General features: G+C 70.1%; 15 protein-coding genes. 9 read left to right on the top strand and 6 right to left on the bottom strand.

Annotation, left to right across the window (positions count from 1 at the left end; all coding sequences use genetic code 11):
- Positions 1-20: 20 nt before the first annotated feature.
- Complete coding sequence (locus tag ACFXC1_RS03410; RefSeq protein WP_381238123.1) at positions 21-968, bottom strand: GlxA family transcriptional regulator; 948 nt, start codon at positions 966-968, stop codon at positions 21-23.
- A gap of 71 nt (positions 969-1039) precedes the next feature.
- Between ACFXC1_RS03410 and ACFXC1_RS03405 the strand changes: the two genes are divergently transcribed.
- Positions 1040-1990 carry an NADP-dependent oxidoreductase gene (locus ACFXC1_RS03405; RefSeq protein ID WP_381238121.1) on the top strand — a complete coding sequence of 317 codons (951 nt, stop codon included), beginning with the start codon at positions 1040-1042 and terminating at the stop codon, positions 1988-1990.
- A 10-nt stretch (positions 1991-2000) separates the two neighbouring features.
- On the opposite strand, the gene ACFXC1_RS03400 is transcribed toward ACFXC1_RS03405, so the two are convergent.
- A complete protein-coding gene (locus ACFXC1_RS03400) occupies positions 2001-3107 on the bottom strand; it encodes an NAD(P)-dependent alcohol dehydrogenase (protein WP_381238119.1) in 1107 nt (368 codons plus the stop codon).
- Between the two features lie 25 nt (positions 3108-3132).
- A complete protein-coding gene (locus tag ACFXC1_RS03395; RefSeq protein WP_381238118.1) occupies positions 3133-4587 on the bottom strand; it encodes an aldehyde dehydrogenase family protein in 1455 nt (484 codons plus the stop codon).
- A gap of 115 nt (positions 4588-4702) precedes the next feature.
- On the opposite strand from ACFXC1_RS03395, the gene ACFXC1_RS03390 reads away from it, so the two are divergent.
- A complete protein-coding gene (locus tag ACFXC1_RS03390) occupies positions 4703-5152 on the top strand; it encodes a MarR family winged helix-turn-helix transcriptional regulator (RefSeq protein WP_381238115.1) in 450 nt (149 codons plus the stop codon).
- 150 nt (positions 5153-5302) lie between these two features.
- Positions 5303-5683 carry an anti-sigma factor antagonist gene (locus ACFXC1_RS03385; protein WP_381238112.1) on the top strand — a complete coding sequence of 127 codons (381 nt, stop codon included), beginning with the start codon at positions 5303-5305 and terminating at the stop codon, positions 5681-5683.
- On the opposite strand, the gene tuf is transcribed toward ACFXC1_RS03385, so the two are convergent.
- Positions 5676-6869, bottom strand: a complete 1194-nt coding sequence (tuf, locus tag ACFXC1_RS03380; protein WP_381238109.1) for an elongation factor Tu — start codon at positions 6867-6869, stop codon at positions 5676-5678. The genes ACFXC1_RS03385 and tuf overlap by 8 nt on opposite strands.
- Before the next feature lie 55 nt (positions 6870-6924).
- Entirely contained in the window at positions 6925-7878 is a 954-nt protein-coding gene (locus ACFXC1_RS03375; protein ID WP_381238106.1) for a ribose-phosphate diphosphokinase, read from the bottom strand.
- Between the two features lie 197 nt (positions 7879-8075).
- Between ACFXC1_RS03375 and otr(A) the strand changes: the two genes are divergently transcribed.
- The 4 genes from otr(A) (at position 8076) to ACFXC1_RS03355 (ending at position 13008) form a co-directional block, all read left to right on the top strand.
- Positions 8076-9935, top strand: coding sequence for a tetracycline resistance ribosomal protection protein Otr(A) (otr(A), locus tag ACFXC1_RS03370; protein ID WP_381238104.1), 1860 nt, complete (start codon positions 8076-8078; stop codon positions 9933-9935).
- A gap of 256 nt (positions 9936-10191) precedes the next feature.
- Entirely contained in the window at positions 10192-10854 is a 663-nt protein-coding gene (locus ACFXC1_RS03365; RefSeq protein ID WP_381238101.1) for a DUF4230 domain-containing protein, read from the top strand.
- A 132-nt stretch (positions 10855-10986) separates the two neighbouring features.
- Positions 10987-11613, top strand: a complete 627-nt coding sequence (locus tag ACFXC1_RS03360; RefSeq protein ID WP_381238098.1) for a VanZ family protein — start codon at positions 10987-10989, stop codon at positions 11611-11613.
- A gap of 153 nt (positions 11614-11766) precedes the next feature.
- A complete protein-coding gene (locus ACFXC1_RS03355) occupies positions 11767-13008 on the top strand; it encodes a ricin-type beta-trefoil lectin domain protein (protein WP_381238095.1) in 1242 nt (413 codons plus the stop codon).
- Between the two features lie 11 nt (positions 13009-13019).
- Here ACFXC1_RS03355 and ACFXC1_RS03350 read toward each other — a convergent pair whose 3' ends face one another.
- Positions 13020-13256: a hypothetical protein gene (locus tag ACFXC1_RS03350; RefSeq protein WP_200709944.1), complete on the bottom strand. Its 237-nt coding sequence runs from the start codon at positions 13254-13256 to the stop codon at positions 13020-13022.
- Positions 13257-13336: 80 nt separating this feature from the next.
- Between ACFXC1_RS03350 and ACFXC1_RS03345 the strand changes: the two genes are divergently transcribed.
- A complete protein-coding gene (locus ACFXC1_RS03345) occupies positions 13337-14359 on the top strand; it encodes a PHP domain-containing protein (RefSeq protein WP_381238092.1) in 1023 nt (340 codons plus the stop codon).
- A 292-nt stretch (positions 14360-14651) separates the two neighbouring features.
- Complete coding sequence (locus ACFXC1_RS03340; protein ID WP_381238090.1) at positions 14652-15614, top strand: SDR family NAD(P)-dependent oxidoreductase; 963 nt, start codon at positions 14652-14654, stop codon at positions 15612-15614.

Here is a 15614-nt window from a genome sequence, read left to right as displayed (position 1 = left end):
GCGGGCCAAAACGTTTGGGTTCAGCGAGCATCCTGGAACGTGCGCCGGTAGGCCTGCGGGGAGACCCCGATCGCCGCGTGCAGATGCTGGCGCAGGGAGGCGCCGGTCGCGAAGCCGACGCGGCCGGCGATCTGGTCGACGGACAGGTCGCTGGCCTCCAGAAGGTCGCGGGCGCGGGCGACCCGCTGCTGGATCAGCCAGCGGCCGGGACTGAGGCCGACCTCGTCGTTGAAGCGGCGGGCGAAGGTGCGCAGGCTCATCCCGGCATGGCGGGCCAGGTCGTTCAGGGCGAGGGGTTCGTCGAGGTGGCCGAGGGCCCAGTCACGGGTGGCGGCCGTGCTGGTGGCGCCGCAGTCCGGGACCGGCTGCTGGATGAACTGGGCCTGGCCGCCGTCGCGGAACGGCGGGACGACACAGCGGCGGGCGACCGTGTTGGCGAGTTCGCTGCCGTGGTCCGTGCGCACGATGTGTAGACAGATGTCGACTCCGGAGGCCGCGCCCGCGGAGGTGAGGATCCGGCCGTCGTGCACGAAGAGCACGTCCGGGTCCAGTTCGACCTGCGGATACAGGGCCCGGAAGTGGTCCACGACCTGCCAGTGGGTGGTGGCGCGGCGGCCGTCGAGGAGTCCGGCGGCGGCGAGCACGAAGGCGGCCGTGCAGATGGAGACGATGCGGGCGTCGGGGCGGATCCTGGCGAGGGCGTCGGCGATCTCGGCCGGCAGTCCCTCGGGGATGCGCGGGGTCTCCATGGAGGCGACCACGACCGTGTCCGCCGTTTCGAGGATCTCCGGCCCGTGCTCCACCGTGACCGAGAAGTCGGCGCTGGTGCGCACCGGGCGGCCGTCGACCGTGCAGGTCAGCACCTCGTAGCGGCCGTCGGCGGCGCCGAGGATACGGCTGGGGATGCCCAGCTCGAAGGGGTAGACGCCGTCGAGCGCCAGGACCACGACCCGTTCCACATGCTGCATGGCACGATTCTATCGAAGGTTGGCCATCGTGCCATTTTCTTGCCGCGCGGAACCCGGCAGGCTCAATGAACATGAGCACTGTGAACACCATGCGCGTCATCACGCAGCACGTCCTCGGCGGTCCCGAGGTCCTCGAAGTCGCCGAGGTCGAGCGGCCTGCGCCGCGCGCCAACGAGATCCTGATCAGGGTGCGGGCCGCCGGGCTCAACCCCACCGACTGGAAGCACCGGGAGACCGGCGGATTCCTCGGCGAGCCGCCCTTCGTCCTCGGCTGGGACGTCTCCGGTGTCGTCGAGGCCGTCGGTGTCGGCGTCGCCCGATTCCAGCCCGGCGACGAGGTCTTCGGGATGCTGTCCTACCCGTGGGGCCACGGCTCGCACGCCGAGTACGTCGCCGCTCCGGCCCGCGCCTTCGTCCACAAGCCGGCCGCGGTCGACCACGTCCAGGCGGGCGCGCTGCCCCTGGTCGCGCTGACCGCGTGGCAGGCCCTGGTGGAGAACGCGGACGTCCGGCCGGGCCAGCGGGTGCTGGTCCACGCGGCGGCCGGCGGGGTCGGGCATGTGGCCGTGCAGATCGCCAAGGCGCGCGGCGCGTACGTGATCGGTACGGCGAGCGCGGGCAAGCACGAGTTCCTGCGCGAGCTGGGCGTGGACGAGGCGATCGACTACCACGAGACCGACTTCGCCGAGGCCGTGAAGGACGTCGACGTGGTCCTGGACACGCTCGGCGGCGAGACCGGACTCAAGTCGCTGCGTGTGCTGCGGCCGGGCGGGGTCGTGGTGTCGATCATTCCGATCGGTACGGCGGAGTTCCCGGAGGAGGCCGAGCGGCTCGGGGTCCGGGCGGTCCGGATGCTCGTGGACGCCGACCGCGCCGACATGGAGGCCATCGCGGAACTCGTCGAGGCGGGGAAGCTGCGCCCGACGATCGCCGGGGCGTTCCCGCTGGCCGAGGCCGCCGAGGCACACAGGCTCGGCGGCACCGGCCGGACTTCGGGCAAGCTGGTGCTGACGGTCGACTGAGCAGGTCGGATCAGAAGGTGAGCACGGGCTTGATCGCCTTGCCCGCGCTCATGTCCCGTACCGCCTGGTCGATGTCCGCGAACGGATAGGTGCTGATCAGGCGGTGCAGCGGGAGCCGCCCCTCCTTCACCAGTTGCACGAGCGCGGGGATGAAACTCTGCGTCTCGCTGTCGCCGAGGGTGAGGCCCTCGATGCGCTTCCCGGGGATCAACCCGTTGACGTCCAGGGCGACTTCACTGCCGAACGGCGGTGCTCCTACGACGACCAGGGTGCCCCGGGCGGCGAGCGCGTCGGCGCCCTGGCGGAGGACGGCGACACTGCCGGTTGTCTCGACGATGCCGTCGGCACCCTGCCCGTCGGTCAGCAGCGCGAGGGTCTCGCCGAGGTCGGCCTCGGCCGCATTGACGGTGTGGGTGGCGCCCAACTCCTTTGCCAGCGACAGGCGTTCGGCAACCCGGTCGACGGCGATGATCCTGGTGGCCGGGGTGAGCGCGGCCGCCATCACCGCCGACAGGCCGACCGCCCCGGCACCGAGCACCACGACCGTGTCGCCGAGCCGGGGCTTGAGGACGTTCCAGACGGCGCCGACTCCCGTCTGGACTCCGCAGCCCAGCGGGGCGATCGACTCCAGCGGCACCTCCGGGTCGACCTTGACGAGGCTGCGCTCGTCCACCAACGCCCGCTCGGCGAACGAGGATTGACCGAAGAAGTGCCCGCCGAGCGGCTCCCCGTCCCGGCTGATGGTGCTGCTGCCGTCGGCGCGGCGGCCGCCGATGAGGTTCAGCGGCAGCCAGGTCGCGCAGTAGGCGGGGTGCCCGCCCTGGCAGTTGCCGCAGTCGCCGCAGGACGTGAAGGACAGCACGACATGGTCGCCGGGTGCGACACCGGTGACGGCGGAGCCGACCTCCTCGACGACACCGGCGCCCTCGTGACCGAGAACTCCAGGGAGCGGGAAGGGCAGTCCGCCGCTCGCGACCCCGAGGTCGGTGTGACACAGGCCGGTTGCGACGACTCGGACGAGCGCCTCGTGCGGGCCGGGCTCGGCCAGTTCGACGTCGGTGAGCGTGAAGGGTGCGCCGCCCGACTCGACGACGGCCGCGCGCGTGGTGGTGGACATCGCAGAAACTCCTTGGTGGGCGTGGTCAGTCGAGGGAGACGACGACGGACTTGGTCCGGGTGTAGGCGGCGAGGCCCTCGGGGCCGTACTCGCGGCCGAAGCCGGAGTCCTTGACGCCGCCGAAGGGGACGTTGGGGTCGAGCATCGCCCAGTCGTTGACCCAGACGATGCCCGCCTGGAGGCGGTCCGCGATGCGGTGGGCGCGGGCGAGGTTGCCGGTCTGGACGCCCGAAGCCAGGCCGTAGGGCGTGGAGTTGGCGAGTTCGACGGCCTCGTCCTCGGTGTCGAAGGGCTGCACGGTGAGGACCGGGCCGAAGATCTCCTCCTGGATCACCCGGGAGTCGTTGGCGAGGTCGGCGATGACCGTGGGCTTGTAGTAGTAGCCGCCGTCGAGGTCGAGGCGTTCGCCGCCGCAGACGATGCGGGCGCCCTCCTTGCGGGCGAGGTCGACGTACTCCTCGACCTTGTGGAGGTGCCTCTCCCCCGCCATCGGGCCGACGACGGTCTCGGGCAGCCGGGGGTCGCCGAGCGGTACGCCGGGGACGGCCTCGGCGAGGATGTTGAGGAGGGTGCTGTAGACCGGGCGGGCGACCAGGAGGCGGGGGCCGCCCATGCAGAACTGGCCGGTGTTGAAGACGAAGCCCTTGATGACCGCGCCGACGGCCTTCTCCAGGTCGGCGTCCTCGAAGACGATGTGGGCCGCGTTGCCGCCGAGTTCCATGGTCACGGGCTTGAGGTTCTCGCCGGCGACGCTCGCGGCGTGCCGGCCGACGGCGGTGGAACCTGTGAAGGCGATCTTGTCGACGCCCGCGTGCCGCAGCAGGGCCTCTCCGGCGACCGGTCCGGTACCGGTGACGACGTTGACGACACCGTCCGGGACGCCCGCGCGCTGGAGCAGTCCGGCCATGTAGAGGGCGCTGAGCGGGGTCTCGTCGGCGGGCTTGTGGACCACGGTGTTGCCGGCCGCGAGGGCGGGGGCGAGCTTCGAACCGGCAAGGATCAGGGGGAAGTTGAAGGGGGTGATCGCGGCGACCACGCCCAGCGGTTCGCGCTTGGTGTAGGCGAGGGCGTTGAGCGGGGTGTCGCGGGTCGAGCCGTCCAGGGAGAAGGCCAGGGCGGCGTAGTGCTCGTAGTCGTTGGCCGCGTTGGTCACGTCGACGGCGTGGCACAAAGTGATGGGCTTGCCTACGTCGAGGCTCTCCAGCCGCGCGAGTTCGTCGGCGTTCTCGCGGATGAGTTCCGCGACGCGGTGCAGGATCCGGCCGCGTTCGCGACCGCTGAGCGCGGACCACCGGCCGCTGTCGAAGGCCTCGCGGGCGGCGCGGACGGCCGCGTCGACGTCGGCGGGGCCGGCCTCGGCGACGGTGGTGACGACCCGGCCCCGGGACGGGTCGACCACCTCGGTGCGCGCTCCGTCGGCGGCCTCGCGCCACTGCCCCCCGACGAACAGGCGGCCGGGTTCGATCTCGAAGGCGGTCATCGCCACTCCTCAGCATCGTTGCCAAGATTTCAACCAACAGGATTCCTGTTGGTTTCTCGTCTGGTCCGCAGTCTCATTACGGACAGGTTTCCTGTCAATGCTCTAGGGTGAATCCATGGCTGAATCCCTGGTTGGCGCGCAAGCGACGAAGACACTCCCGTCCCTGCTGTACATGATCAAGCAGGTGGAGCTGGTCGTCCGCTCACGCCTGGACGAGCTGGTCAGGCCCTACGGCGTCACCGCACTCCAGTACACCGCGCTCACGGTCCTGGAGCGACACGACGGCCTGTCGGCGGCGCAGCTGGCCCGCGATTCCTTCGTCACCGCGCAGTCCATCGCCGACCTCGTGCGCTCACTGGAGGGCCGCGGACTGATCCGCCGCGAGCGCAATCCGCGCAACAGGCGGGAGCTGCTGATCCTGCTGACCGGCGAGGGGCGCGAGCTGCTGGCGGGTTGCGCGGGGCCGGTGCGGGAGCTGGAGGAGCGGATGGTGCGCGAGCTCACAGCGCACCAGAGCGAGCAGTTCCGCCAGGCACTTTCCAAGGCCTGGCACGCGCTGTCGTAGGGCTACCGGGAACATCTCAGAAAGCTCTGGCTCGATTCGAAGACATATGTCAATCGAACATGCTCAAATTCACTCCATCGAGGGTAACTTGCAGGGCGGGGAACGGTTTTGTGCTCAACCCCGCTTCACCGAGGGCCGGTTGGAGGGGATGTGGTCGTGCAGCAGGAACCCGCGCCGCTCACCCGGCATCTGCGTATCCACCAGGATCGTGGGTTCACGGTGCTGGAGTTCCGCGGGGAGATCGACATCGCCGCGGCGATGGAGATCATCCCGTATCTGGACCGGGTGACCGGCAGGCCGGGCGCACGTGTGGTGCTGGACCTGCGGCAGGTCGAGTTCTTCGACTGCTCGGGCCTCCGCCTGCTCTTCCGTGCCCGGCTCCGGGTGCTCGACCGGGGCGGCAGGCTGCACCTCGTCTGCACCCATCCGCTGACGCTGCGCATCCTCCGGATCACCGGACTCGCGCAGCTCCTGCCGCCCCGTCCCACGCTGGACGCGGCCCTGGAGCAGACGGAGACCACGCCTACCTGACGATGCGGGTGACCTGACCGGCGCCGACCGTCCGCCCGCCCTCACGGATCGCGAACTTCAGCCCCTCCTCCATCGCGATGGGCTGGATCAGCTCGACGTGCATGGTCGTGTTGTCGCCCGGCATGACCATCTCGGTGCCCTTCGGCAGGGTCACCACACCGGTCACGTCCGTCGTGCGGAAGTAGAACTGCGGCCGGTAGTTGTGGAAGAAGGGCGTGTGCCGGCCGCCCTCGTCCTTGGAGAGGATGTAGGCGCGGGCCTCGAACTCCACGTGCGGGGTGACCGATCCGGGCTTGATGACGACCTGGCCGCGCTCCACGTCCTCGCGCTTCACGCCGCGCAGCAGCAGTCCGACGTTCTCGCCGGCCCGGCCCTCGTCGAGGAGTTTGCGGAACATCTCGATGCCGGTGACGGTCGTCCTCGTCTTCTGCGGGTGGATGCCGATGATCTCCACCTCGTTGTTGACCTTCAGCACCCCGCGCTCGATCCGGCCGGTGACGACCGTGCCGCGTCCGGTGATGGTGAAGACGTCCTCGATCGGCAGCAGGAACGGCCGGTCCACGTCCCGTACCGGCTGGGGCACGAACTCGTCCACGGCGTCGAGGAGTTCGAGCACCGAGGCGGTCCACTCGGGGTCCCCCTCAAGGGCCTTCAGCGCGGACACCTTGACCACCGGGAGGTCGTCGCCGGGGAACTCGTACTCGGTGAGCAGCTCCCGCACCTCCAGCTCGACCAGTTCCAGGATCTCCTCGTCGTCGACCATGTCCGTCTTGTTGAGGGCGACGACGATGTACGGCACTCCGACCTGCCGGGCCAGCAGCACGTGTTCCTTGGTCTGGGGCATGGGTCCGTCGGTGGCAGCGACGACCAGGATCGCGCCGTCCATCTGGGCGGCGCCGGTGATCATGTTCTTGATGTAGTCGGCGTGCCCGGGGCAGTCGACGTGCGCGTAGTGCCGGCGCTCGGTCTGGTACTCGACATGGGCGATCGAGATCGTGATGCCGCGCTGCCGCTCCTCGGGCGCCTTGTCGATCTGGTCGAACGGCGTGAAGGGGTTGAGGTCGGGGAACCGGTCGTGCAGCACTTTCGTGATGGCCGCCGTGAGAGTGGTCTTGCCGTGGTCGATGTGACCGATGGTGCCGACGTTCACATGGGGTTTCGTCCGCTCGAACTTCGCCTTCGCCACGGCGAGTCCTCCTGATCACCTCGGTGCTGCCGAGCGTTGCTCCGTCCCCTCATGTCTATTCGTTCGGCGGCGCGTCGAACAGGGCGCTGACGGACTCACCGTTGTGAATGCGGCGTACGGCCTCGGCGAGCGCGGGGGCGATGGACAGGATGCGCAGCTTCTCGGTGCGCTCCTCCTCGGGCACCGGCACCGTGTTGGTGCAGACGATCTCCAGTACGTCGGGCTGCTCCCCGATCCGCTTGAGCGCGCCCGCCGCGAACAGGCCGTGGGTACAGGCCACCCGGATCGAGCGCGGGCCCAAGTCCCGCAGCCGGTCCAGGAGTTCGAGCACGGTGCTGCCCTTGGCGATCTCGTCGTCCAGGACGATCACGTCCCGGTCGGCGATCTCACCGATGACGGAGCTGATGACGACCCGGTCGTCGGCGTACCGCTGCTTGGCGCCGGCCGCCACCTGGGCGCCGATCAGCCGCGCGAACGCGGCGGCCTCCTTGGCGTTGCCGAGGTCCGGGGAGACGACGGTGGTGCGGGAGAGGTCGTACTGCCGGAAGTGCGCGGCGAGTTCGCGCAGCGCGTGCAGATGGTCGACCGGCACCGAGAAGAAGCCGTGCACCTGCGGCGAGTGCAGGGTCATGGCGAGGACGCGGCTCGCGCCCGCCGCCACCATCAGGTCGGCGACCAGCCGTCCGCCGAGCGAGATGCGCGGGGCGTCCTTCTTGTCGGAGCGGGCGTAGGAGTAGTGCGGCATGACGACGGTGATCCGCCCGGCGGAGGCACCGCGCGCCGCGTCGCACATCAACAGCAGCTCCACCAGGTTCTCCTGAACCGGTTTGACAAGCGGCTGGATCAGAAAGACGTCCCGTTCCCGGCAGTTGGCCTGGAGCTGTACCTCCAGGCAGTCGTTGGCGAACCGGCTGACCCGGGTGGGACTGAGCGGAACACCGAGATGCGCGCAGACCTCCTTGGCCAACTCGGGATGGGCACTCCCGCTGAACACGGCGATGTCTCGCACGATCTGCTCCTCGCATGATCATTCCCGGCCGTGGTTCATGCTACTGACCCGCGAAAACGGGTTGCGTGCCGCCCACTCCTGCACGCCATGATGGCGGCGCCAGTATTCCCCCGCATGTCAGGAGCCCCAGATGCGCCGACGCCTCGGAATCCACCAGCCTTCCCACTGGACGACGGTTCTCGAGGACTCGACCACGCATGCACACCCTGAACATCGGAATTCTGGCCCACGTCGACGCCGGTAAGACCAGCCTCACCGAGCGGCTGCTGTTCGACCACGGCGCGATCGACCGGCTCGGCAGCGTCGACACCGGTGACACCCGTACGGACGACGGCGCGATCGAGCGACAGCGCGGGATCACCATCCGCTCGGCCGTCGCCGCGTTCACCGTCGGCGACACCCAGATCAATCTGATCGACACCCCCGGCCACGCGGACTTCGTCGCCGAGGTCGAGCGCGCCCTGGAAGTCCTCGACGGCGCGGTGCTGCTGCTGTCCGCCGTGGAGGGTGTCCAGGCGCAGACCCGCGTCCTGCTGCGGACCCTGCGGCGGCTAAGGCTGCCCACGCTCGTCTTCGTCAACAAGATCGACCGGTCGGGCGCCCGCGCCGAGGACCTTCTTACGGACATCCGGCGCCGGATGACCCCGCACGTCGTACCGCTGACGGACGTCACGGGCCTCGGCACACCCGGCGCCCGCGTGCTGCCGCGCCCGCCAGGCGACCCGGGCCTGGCCGAGGCGCTCGCCGACGTCGACCCGTCCGTCCTCGCGGCGGTCGTCGACGGCCCGCACCCCACACCGGACGACCTGACCAAGGTCCTCGCCACCCGCACCGCCGACGGCTCGATCCACCCACTCCTCTTCGGCTCGGCCCTCGGCGGCCAGGGAATCCCCGAACTCGTCGCGCGACTGGTCCAGTTGATCCCGCCCGCACCGGGCCGCCCGGGCACCCCTCGCGGCACGGTGTTCGCGGTCCGTCCCGGTCCCGGCCGCGAACGGACGGCGTATCTGCGGCTCTACGACGGTGAGGTGGCCCCACAGCAGCGGCTCACGTTCCGCCGGCGCGGGGCGGACGGCCGGACCGTCGAGGTCTCCGGACGGGTCACGCGGCTCGACGTGATCGGCCGGTCCGGCCCGCTCACCGCCGGGAACATCGGCGCGCTGACCGGCCTCAAGGACATCCGGGTCGGCGACCGGCTCGGCGAACTCACCGAACGGACACCGCAGTTCGCGCCGCCGACGCTGGAGACTGTCGTACGGGCGCGGCGGCCCGAACAGGCGGCGGCGCTGCGCTCGGCGCTGCTGGCGCTGGCCGACCAGGACCCGCTGCTGCACGCGCGGCCCGCCGCCTCCGGGGCGACCGTGCTGCTGCTGTACGGCGAGGTCCAGAAGGAGGTCCTGGCGGCGACCCTCGTGCAGGACTTCGGCGTCGAGGCCGACTTCGAGCCGAGCCGGGTGCGGTTCCTGGAACGCCCGGCCGGGACCGGCGAGGCCTGCGACGAGCTGCCGTGGCACGACGGCACCCGCTACTGGGCGACGATCGGGCTGCGCGTCGAACCGGGAGAGCAAGGCTCCGGCGGGGTCTTCGCGTACGAGACCGAGCTCGGGGCGCTCCCCCGGGCGTTCCACCAGGCCGTCGAGGACACCGTCCACGCGACCCTGCTCGGCGGGCTGCACGGCGCGCCCGTGACGGACTACCGGGTCACCCTCACCCGGTCCGGCTTCGTCGGCCCGCTCAGCACGGCCGGCGACTTCCGGGGCCTCACCCCGATCGTGCTGCGCCGGGCGCTGCGGCTGGCGGGGACGCGGCTGTACGAGCCGTACGTCGCGTTCGAGACGGAGGTCCCGCAGGACGCGCTGGCGCCGGTGACCTCGCACCTCGCGTCCTGTCGCGCCGAGTTCACGGGGACGACCGGGGGCGTCGGCTCCTGGCTGATCACCGGTGAGCTGCCGGCCCGGCGGGTACGGGACGTGGAGTCGGCCCTGCCCGGTCTCACGCACGGTGAGGGGGTGTGGTGGTCGCGTCCGTCCGGTGACCGTGAACTGCGTTCGCACTGAGGGGTGTTGGGGGTGTCCGCGGCCAGTGTCACAACATGGAGCGGACCGTGATCCGGAAAGGTCACGGGACGCATGGGGTGAGGCGGCCGGGAAATGCTGTCTGCGCGGTCGACCAGGGCTCCTGGCGGGCCGGAACAGTGACTTTTCCCGCTTGTGCGCCCTCCGTGCCCCCGTCAGCGCGACCGATCCACCAACGCGTCGGTCTGACAGGGCATTTGAGGGGCATGCGGATACCGAGGAAGGGAGGGCCGTCCCCATGACGACTTCCATCAGCCGTACGACCCGGCGCATGCCGGGCTGGGCGAAGGTGCTCACCGCCGTCGTCGTTGTGATCGCCGTGCTGTTCGCGGGGCTCCGGCTTGCCGTGCTCCCGGGCCTGCGGGACATCTTCGGCACCGAGACCCACGACCGTTCGGGTCCGGCGCTGCTCAAGTCCATCCAGGACATGAGCCGTTACGACGCGGCCTCAGGCAACTTCCAGGTCGTGGTGGACCTGGAGAAGGACGCCAAGTTCCTGCCCCAGGCGATCCGCGGCACCCGCACGCTGTACGTCGGCGCGGGCACCGTGGAGGGCTATGTCGACCTGGGCAAGCTCGGCAAGCAGGACGTGACGGTCAACGGCGACCGCACCTCGGCCAGCATCAAGCTGCCGCACGCGACGCTCGGCAAGCCGGCGCTGGACCCGGACCACTCGTACACGGTCTCCAAGCAGCGCGGTCTGCTGGACCGCCTGGGCGACATCTTCTCCGACAACCCCAACAGCGAGCAGGCCGTGCAGAAGCTCGCCTCCAAGCACATCGCCGAGGCGGCGAAGACCAGCGGTCTGACCACCCGCGCCGAGACCAACACCACCAACATGCTCAAGGGCCTGCTCGGCTCGCTGGGCTTCACGACCGTGACCATCTCGTACGCGTCCTGAACAGCCGCCGGAGACCCGTGTGCGGGCACGTCCGCCGCACACGGGTTCCGTCCGCCCGCCACCGCATCCTCCGCCGAATCGGGGGTAACCGCCCTGCGAGACAGAGCAGTTGAAGACCGGAGGATCTCACGCATGGGCCGTACCGCCGCACGTCTGCGCCGCATCAGGACCGAGCCGAAGACCGAGGCCGGGCCGAAAGCGGCCCGCGCCCCGCGACAGTCGAAGCCCGAACCTCCCCAGCGTCACCGACTCCCCCTCCCGCTCCGCCTGTTGGCCATGCTGCTGGGCTTCGTCTTCATGGTGGCGTTCGCCGTCGTACTGGCCAAGCTGACCCTGGAGCCGTCCCCCGCGTCGAAGGCGCTGGTGCACACCAATCTGCACCCCGGCCGCTCCCTGAAGGCCTATCTCGACCAGCCGGCCATGCGCGACGCCATCAAGCAGATCGGCGGGAACGTGGTGCTCGGCATCCCGTTCGGCGTGCTGGTGCCCGTGTTCGCACCCCGGGCGCGCGGAATCCTGAAGGTGCTGCTGCTGACGGCGACCGTGATGCTCCTGGTGGAGTTCGCGCAGGGCGCGCTGATCACCGGGCGGGCCTTCGACATCGACGACGTCATCCTCAACACCACTGGCGCGCTGATCGGTTGGGTCCTGCTGGGGCGCCGGCTCGGCCGGGCGGTACACGCGCGGAAGCCCGCCGAGAAGGCGGCGAGGACGTCAAAGGCAGCGAAGGCGCCCAAAGCACCGAAGGCCGCTTCGTAACGATCAACTACTGGCCCGTGACTTTCAACTACTGGTCCGTACCAAGGTATTGACGCTCTTCTTATCTCACTCCTTAAATCAAGAGGCGACGCTTTCACCCCCCACCTCAGTCGGCGTGTCGGTCCCCACGTCCGCCGCACAGAAGGGAATGCCGTGGCCTCCCCACGCGTACTCCGCAGATGCCTCTTCGCCGCCCTGTCCGCCGTACTGGTCGCGTCCGCCGCGATCGGTCCGGCGCAGGCGGCCTCCACGTCGGACGCGCAGGCCGACGCCGTCACGTTCTCCGACACCTTCGACGGAGCGGCCGGCAGTGCCGTCAACTCCTCGAAGTGGACACTGGAGACCGGCGACAACGTCAACAACCACGAGCGTGAGTACTACACGTCCGGCACCAACAACGCGGCCCTGGACGGCCAGGGCCATCTGGTGATCACGGCCAAGAAGGAGAACCCCGCCAACTACCAGTGCTGGTACGGCACTTGTCAGTACACCTCGGCCCGGATGAACACCTCCGGGAAGTTCAGCGCGCAGTACGGGCATGTCGAGGCCCGGATGAAGATCCCGCGCGGGCAGGGCATGTGGCCCGCGTTCTGGATGCTCGGTACCGACATCGGCTCGGTCGGCTGGCCCAACTCGGGTGAGATCGACGTCATGGAGAACGTCGGCTACGAGCCGTCCACGATCCACGGCACCATCCACGGTCCGGGCTACTCCGGCGCCAACGGCATAGGCGCCGCCTACACGCTCGCGAACGGCGCCGCCTTCGCGGACGCCTTCCACACCTTCGCCGTCGACTGGGCGCCCAACTCGATCAAGTGGTCGGTCGACGGTGTCGTCTACGAGACGCGCACACCCGCCGACGTGGGCGGCAACACCTGGGCGTTCAACAAGCCGTTCTTCCTGATCCTCAACCTCGCGGTCGGCGGCGACTGGCCGGGCGACCCGAACAGCGCCACAGCCTTCCCGGCCCAGCTGGTGGTGGACTCGGTATCGGTCACCACGAGCGACACGGCCACCGGGGTGGCGATCAAGGGCCTCGCCGGCAAGTGCGTCGACGTCAACGGCGCGAACTCCGCCAACGGGACCGCCGTACAGCTCTACGACTGCAACGGCTCCGCCGCCCAGCAGTGGACCGTCGGCTCCGACGGCACGATCCGCGCGCTCGGCAAGTGCCTGGACGTGAACGCCGGCGGCACCGCGGACGGCACCAAGGTCCAGCTCTACGACTGCAACGGCAGCGCCGCCCAGAAGTGGGCCGTCAGCTCTGCGAACGACATCGTCAACCCGCAGGCCAACAAGTGCCTGGACGTCACCGGAAACAACTCGGCCAACGGCACCCCGCTGCAGATCTGGACCTGCTCCGGCGGCGCCAACCAGAAGTGGACGGTCGGCTGAATCCGTAGGGGCTAGTGCGGCAACCAGGTGAATTTGTCCCCGCCGACCCAGCGGACCACGTCCGGGTCGTCCAGGTCGCGGACCGTGATGCCGCACACGGCCGCGACCTCCAGGACATCGGTGATCCCGGTGGCCTCGCAGACCATCTCCCCGTCGATCTGCACGATGCGGAACGGCGGGGTGCCCGGCTGCACCTTGAGCACCATGATCCGCGGAGTCGAGATGTGCGGGCTGGCGATTTCGGTCATGCAATAGAGCCTAGAACGCATCACGCGGTCGCGAGTGGTCCAAGGTGCCTGGCCAGGGGCCTCTCGCGGGAGGAGGCCCGATGGATCCCGTGCAGGCGCTGGACCGGATCGCCTTCCTGCTGGAACGCTCCCTGGCTCCGACCTACCGCGTACGCGCCTTCCGTACGGCGGCCAGGGTCCTGGCGGAGCTCCCCGAGGGCGAGGTCGCCGAACGCGCGGCGGCCGGGACGCTGGAGTCCCTCAAAGGCATCGGCCCGAAGACCGCGCAGGTGACCCGCGAGGCCCTGGACGGACAGGTCCCCGCCTATCTGGAGCAACTGGAGGCCGAAGCCCCCGCGCCGGCCGGGCCCGGCGGCGAAGAGCTGCGGGCCCTGCTGCGCGGGGACTGCCACCTCCACTCCGACTGGTCGGACGGCGGCAGCCCGATCGAGGAGATGGGCCGTACGGCGGCCCGGCTCGGCCACGAGTGGGCCGTACTGACCGACCACTCGCCCCGGCTGACCGTGGCCCGCGGACTCTCCCCCGAGCGGCTGCGCGAACAGCTGGACGCGGTGGCCGCGCTGAACGAGACCTGGGCACCCTTCCGGCTGCTCACGGGCATCGAGTGCGACATCCTCGACGACGGCTCGCTGGACCAGGAACCGGAGCTGCTGGAGCGGCTCGACGTGGTGGTGGTCTCCGTGCACTCCAAGCTGCGTATGGAGGCCCGCGCCATGACCCGCCGCATGGTGGCCGCCGTACGGAATCCGCACGCGGACATCCTCGGGCACTGCACCGGGCGGCTGCTCGTCGGGCGGGACGGGGGTGCCGCGCGGCCAGAGTCGGCGTTCGACGCGGACGAGGTGTTCGCCGCGTGTGCCGAGTCGGGCACGGCCGTGGAGATCAACAGCCGTCCGGAGCGGCTCGACCCGCCGCGGCGGCTGCTGCGAAAGGCGGTGGACGCGGGCGCGCTGTTCTCGGTCGACACCGACGCGCACGCGCCCGGTCAGCTCGACTGGCAGATCAACGGCTGTGCGCGGGCGGAGGAGTGCGGAGTGCCCGCCGAACGGGTGCTGACGACCTGGTCCGCGGACGAGCTACTGGACTGGACCACTGGCAAGTGATGCACATCACCGCTCATGGCGGACCGCACAGGAACACTCGTCGGCAGTTCACCGTTGAACAGACCGTGGGTGCGGAGGGAACAGTGTCCCCGGGCCTCAACCTCCGCCCACAGGGAAGATCGTTCGGCTGAAGCCCTGTGGAGCCTTTCGCCGCGAGGCGACCGCCTTCCGTGCCCACCACCTGGCCGCCCCGGCCGTGATTCCCCCGTCGCGGTCGGGGCTTCCCCATGTCCGGGTGCGCGCGGCTGCTCCGCTTGACTTCGAGCGCACTTCAATTCGTAGCGTTCCAGGTATGACCACTGCACAGCACAAGATCGGTTCCGGATTCGACGCGCAGAGCACCGCCGACGACGTCCTGGAGGGCCTCGACCTCGGCGGGAAGCTCGCGATCCTCACCGGCGGATACTCGGGCCTCGGCCTGGAGGCCACCCGCGCCCTCACCAAGGCGGGAGCCCGCGTGGTCGTCCCCGCGCGCCGCCCCGACGCCGCCCGGGAGGCCGTGGCCGGGTTGCCCGGCGTCGAGGTGGACGAGCTGGACCTCGCCGACCTGGAGAGCGTGCGCGGCTTCGCCGAGCGGTTCCTCGCCTCCGGCCGCACCGTCGACTACATGATCGACAACGCCGGGATCATGGCCTGCCCGGAGACCCGGGTCGGGCCCGGCTGGGAGGCGCAGTTCGCCACCAACCACCTCGGCCACTTCGCCCTCGTCAACCGCCTGTGGCCGGCCATCGAGCCGGGCGGCGCCCGCGTGGTCTCGGTGTCCTCGCGCGCCCATCACTTCTCCGGGATGCGCTGGGACGACGTCCAGTGGAACCGCGGCTACGACAAGTGGGAGGCGTACGGCCAGGCGAAGACCGCGAACGTCCTCTTCGCCGTCCACCTCGACAGGCTCGCCGCCGACCGCGGCGTCCGGGCTTTCTCGCTCCACCCCGGCGGCATCATCACCCCGCTGCAGCGCCACCTCCCGAAGGAGGAGATGGTCGAGCGCGGCTGGATCGACGAGCAGGGCAACGTGCTGAACCCCGAGGGCTTCAAGACCCCGCAGCAGGGCGCGGCCACCGAGGTCTGGGCGGCGACCTCGCCCCAACTGGCCGACATGGGCGGCGTCTACCTCGAGGACTGCGACATCGCGGAGCCCGCCCCCGACGGCGAGGAGCGCTCCGGCGTCAAGTCCTGGGCGACCGACCCCGAGCAGGCGGCACGTCTCTGGAAGCTGTCCGCCGACCTAACCGGTGTGGACGCTTTCGCGGGTTAG

The organism is Streptomyces hokutonensis (assembly GCF_042751305.1).
GTDB lineage: Bacteria > Actinomycetota > Actinomycetes > Streptomycetales > Streptomycetaceae > Streptomyces > Streptomyces hokutonensis_A.
The sequence above is the reverse complement of the archived record's forward strand: the minus strand, read 5'-3'. Positions and strand labels throughout refer to the sequence as shown.

Bases quoted from the DNA above. Each gene is read 5' to 3' on its own strand.
- ACFXC1_RS03410 (WP_381238123.1), bottom strand. From the start codon at position 968: ATGCAGCATGTGGAACGGGTCGTGGTCCTGGCGCTCGACGGCGTCTAC.
- ACFXC1_RS03405 (WP_381238121.1), top strand. From the start codon at position 1,040: ATGAGCACTGTGAACACCATGCGCGTCATCACGCAGCACGTCCTCGGC.
- ACFXC1_RS03400 (WP_381238119.1), bottom strand. From the start codon at position 3,107: ATGTCCACCACCACGCGCGCGGCCGTCGTCGAGTCGGGCGGCGCACCC.
- ACFXC1_RS03395 (WP_381238118.1), bottom strand. From the start codon at position 4,587: ATGACCGCCTTCGAGATCGAACCCGGCCGCCTGTTCGTCGGGGGGCAG.
- ACFXC1_RS03390 (WP_381238115.1), top strand. From the start codon at position 4,703: ATGGCTGAATCCCTGGTTGGCGCGCAAGCGACGAAGACACTCCCGTCC.
- ACFXC1_RS03365 (WP_381238101.1), top strand. From the start codon at position 10,192: ATGACGACTTCCATCAGCCGTACGACCCGGCGCATGCCGGGCTGGGCG.
- ACFXC1_RS03360 (WP_381238098.1), top strand. From the start codon at position 10,987: ATGGGCCGTACCGCCGCACGTCTGCGCCGCATCAGGACCGAGCCGAAG.
- ACFXC1_RS03350 (WP_200709944.1), bottom strand. From the start codon at position 13,256: ATGACCGAAATCGCCAGCCCGCACATCTCGACTCCGCGGATCATGGTG.
- ACFXC1_RS03345 (WP_381238092.1), top strand. From the start codon at position 13,337: ATGGATCCCGTGCAGGCGCTGGACCGGATCGCCTTCCTGCTGGAACGC.
- ACFXC1_RS03340 (WP_381238090.1), top strand. From the start codon at position 14,652: ATGACCACTGCACAGCACAAGATCGGTTCCGGATTCGACGCGCAGAGC.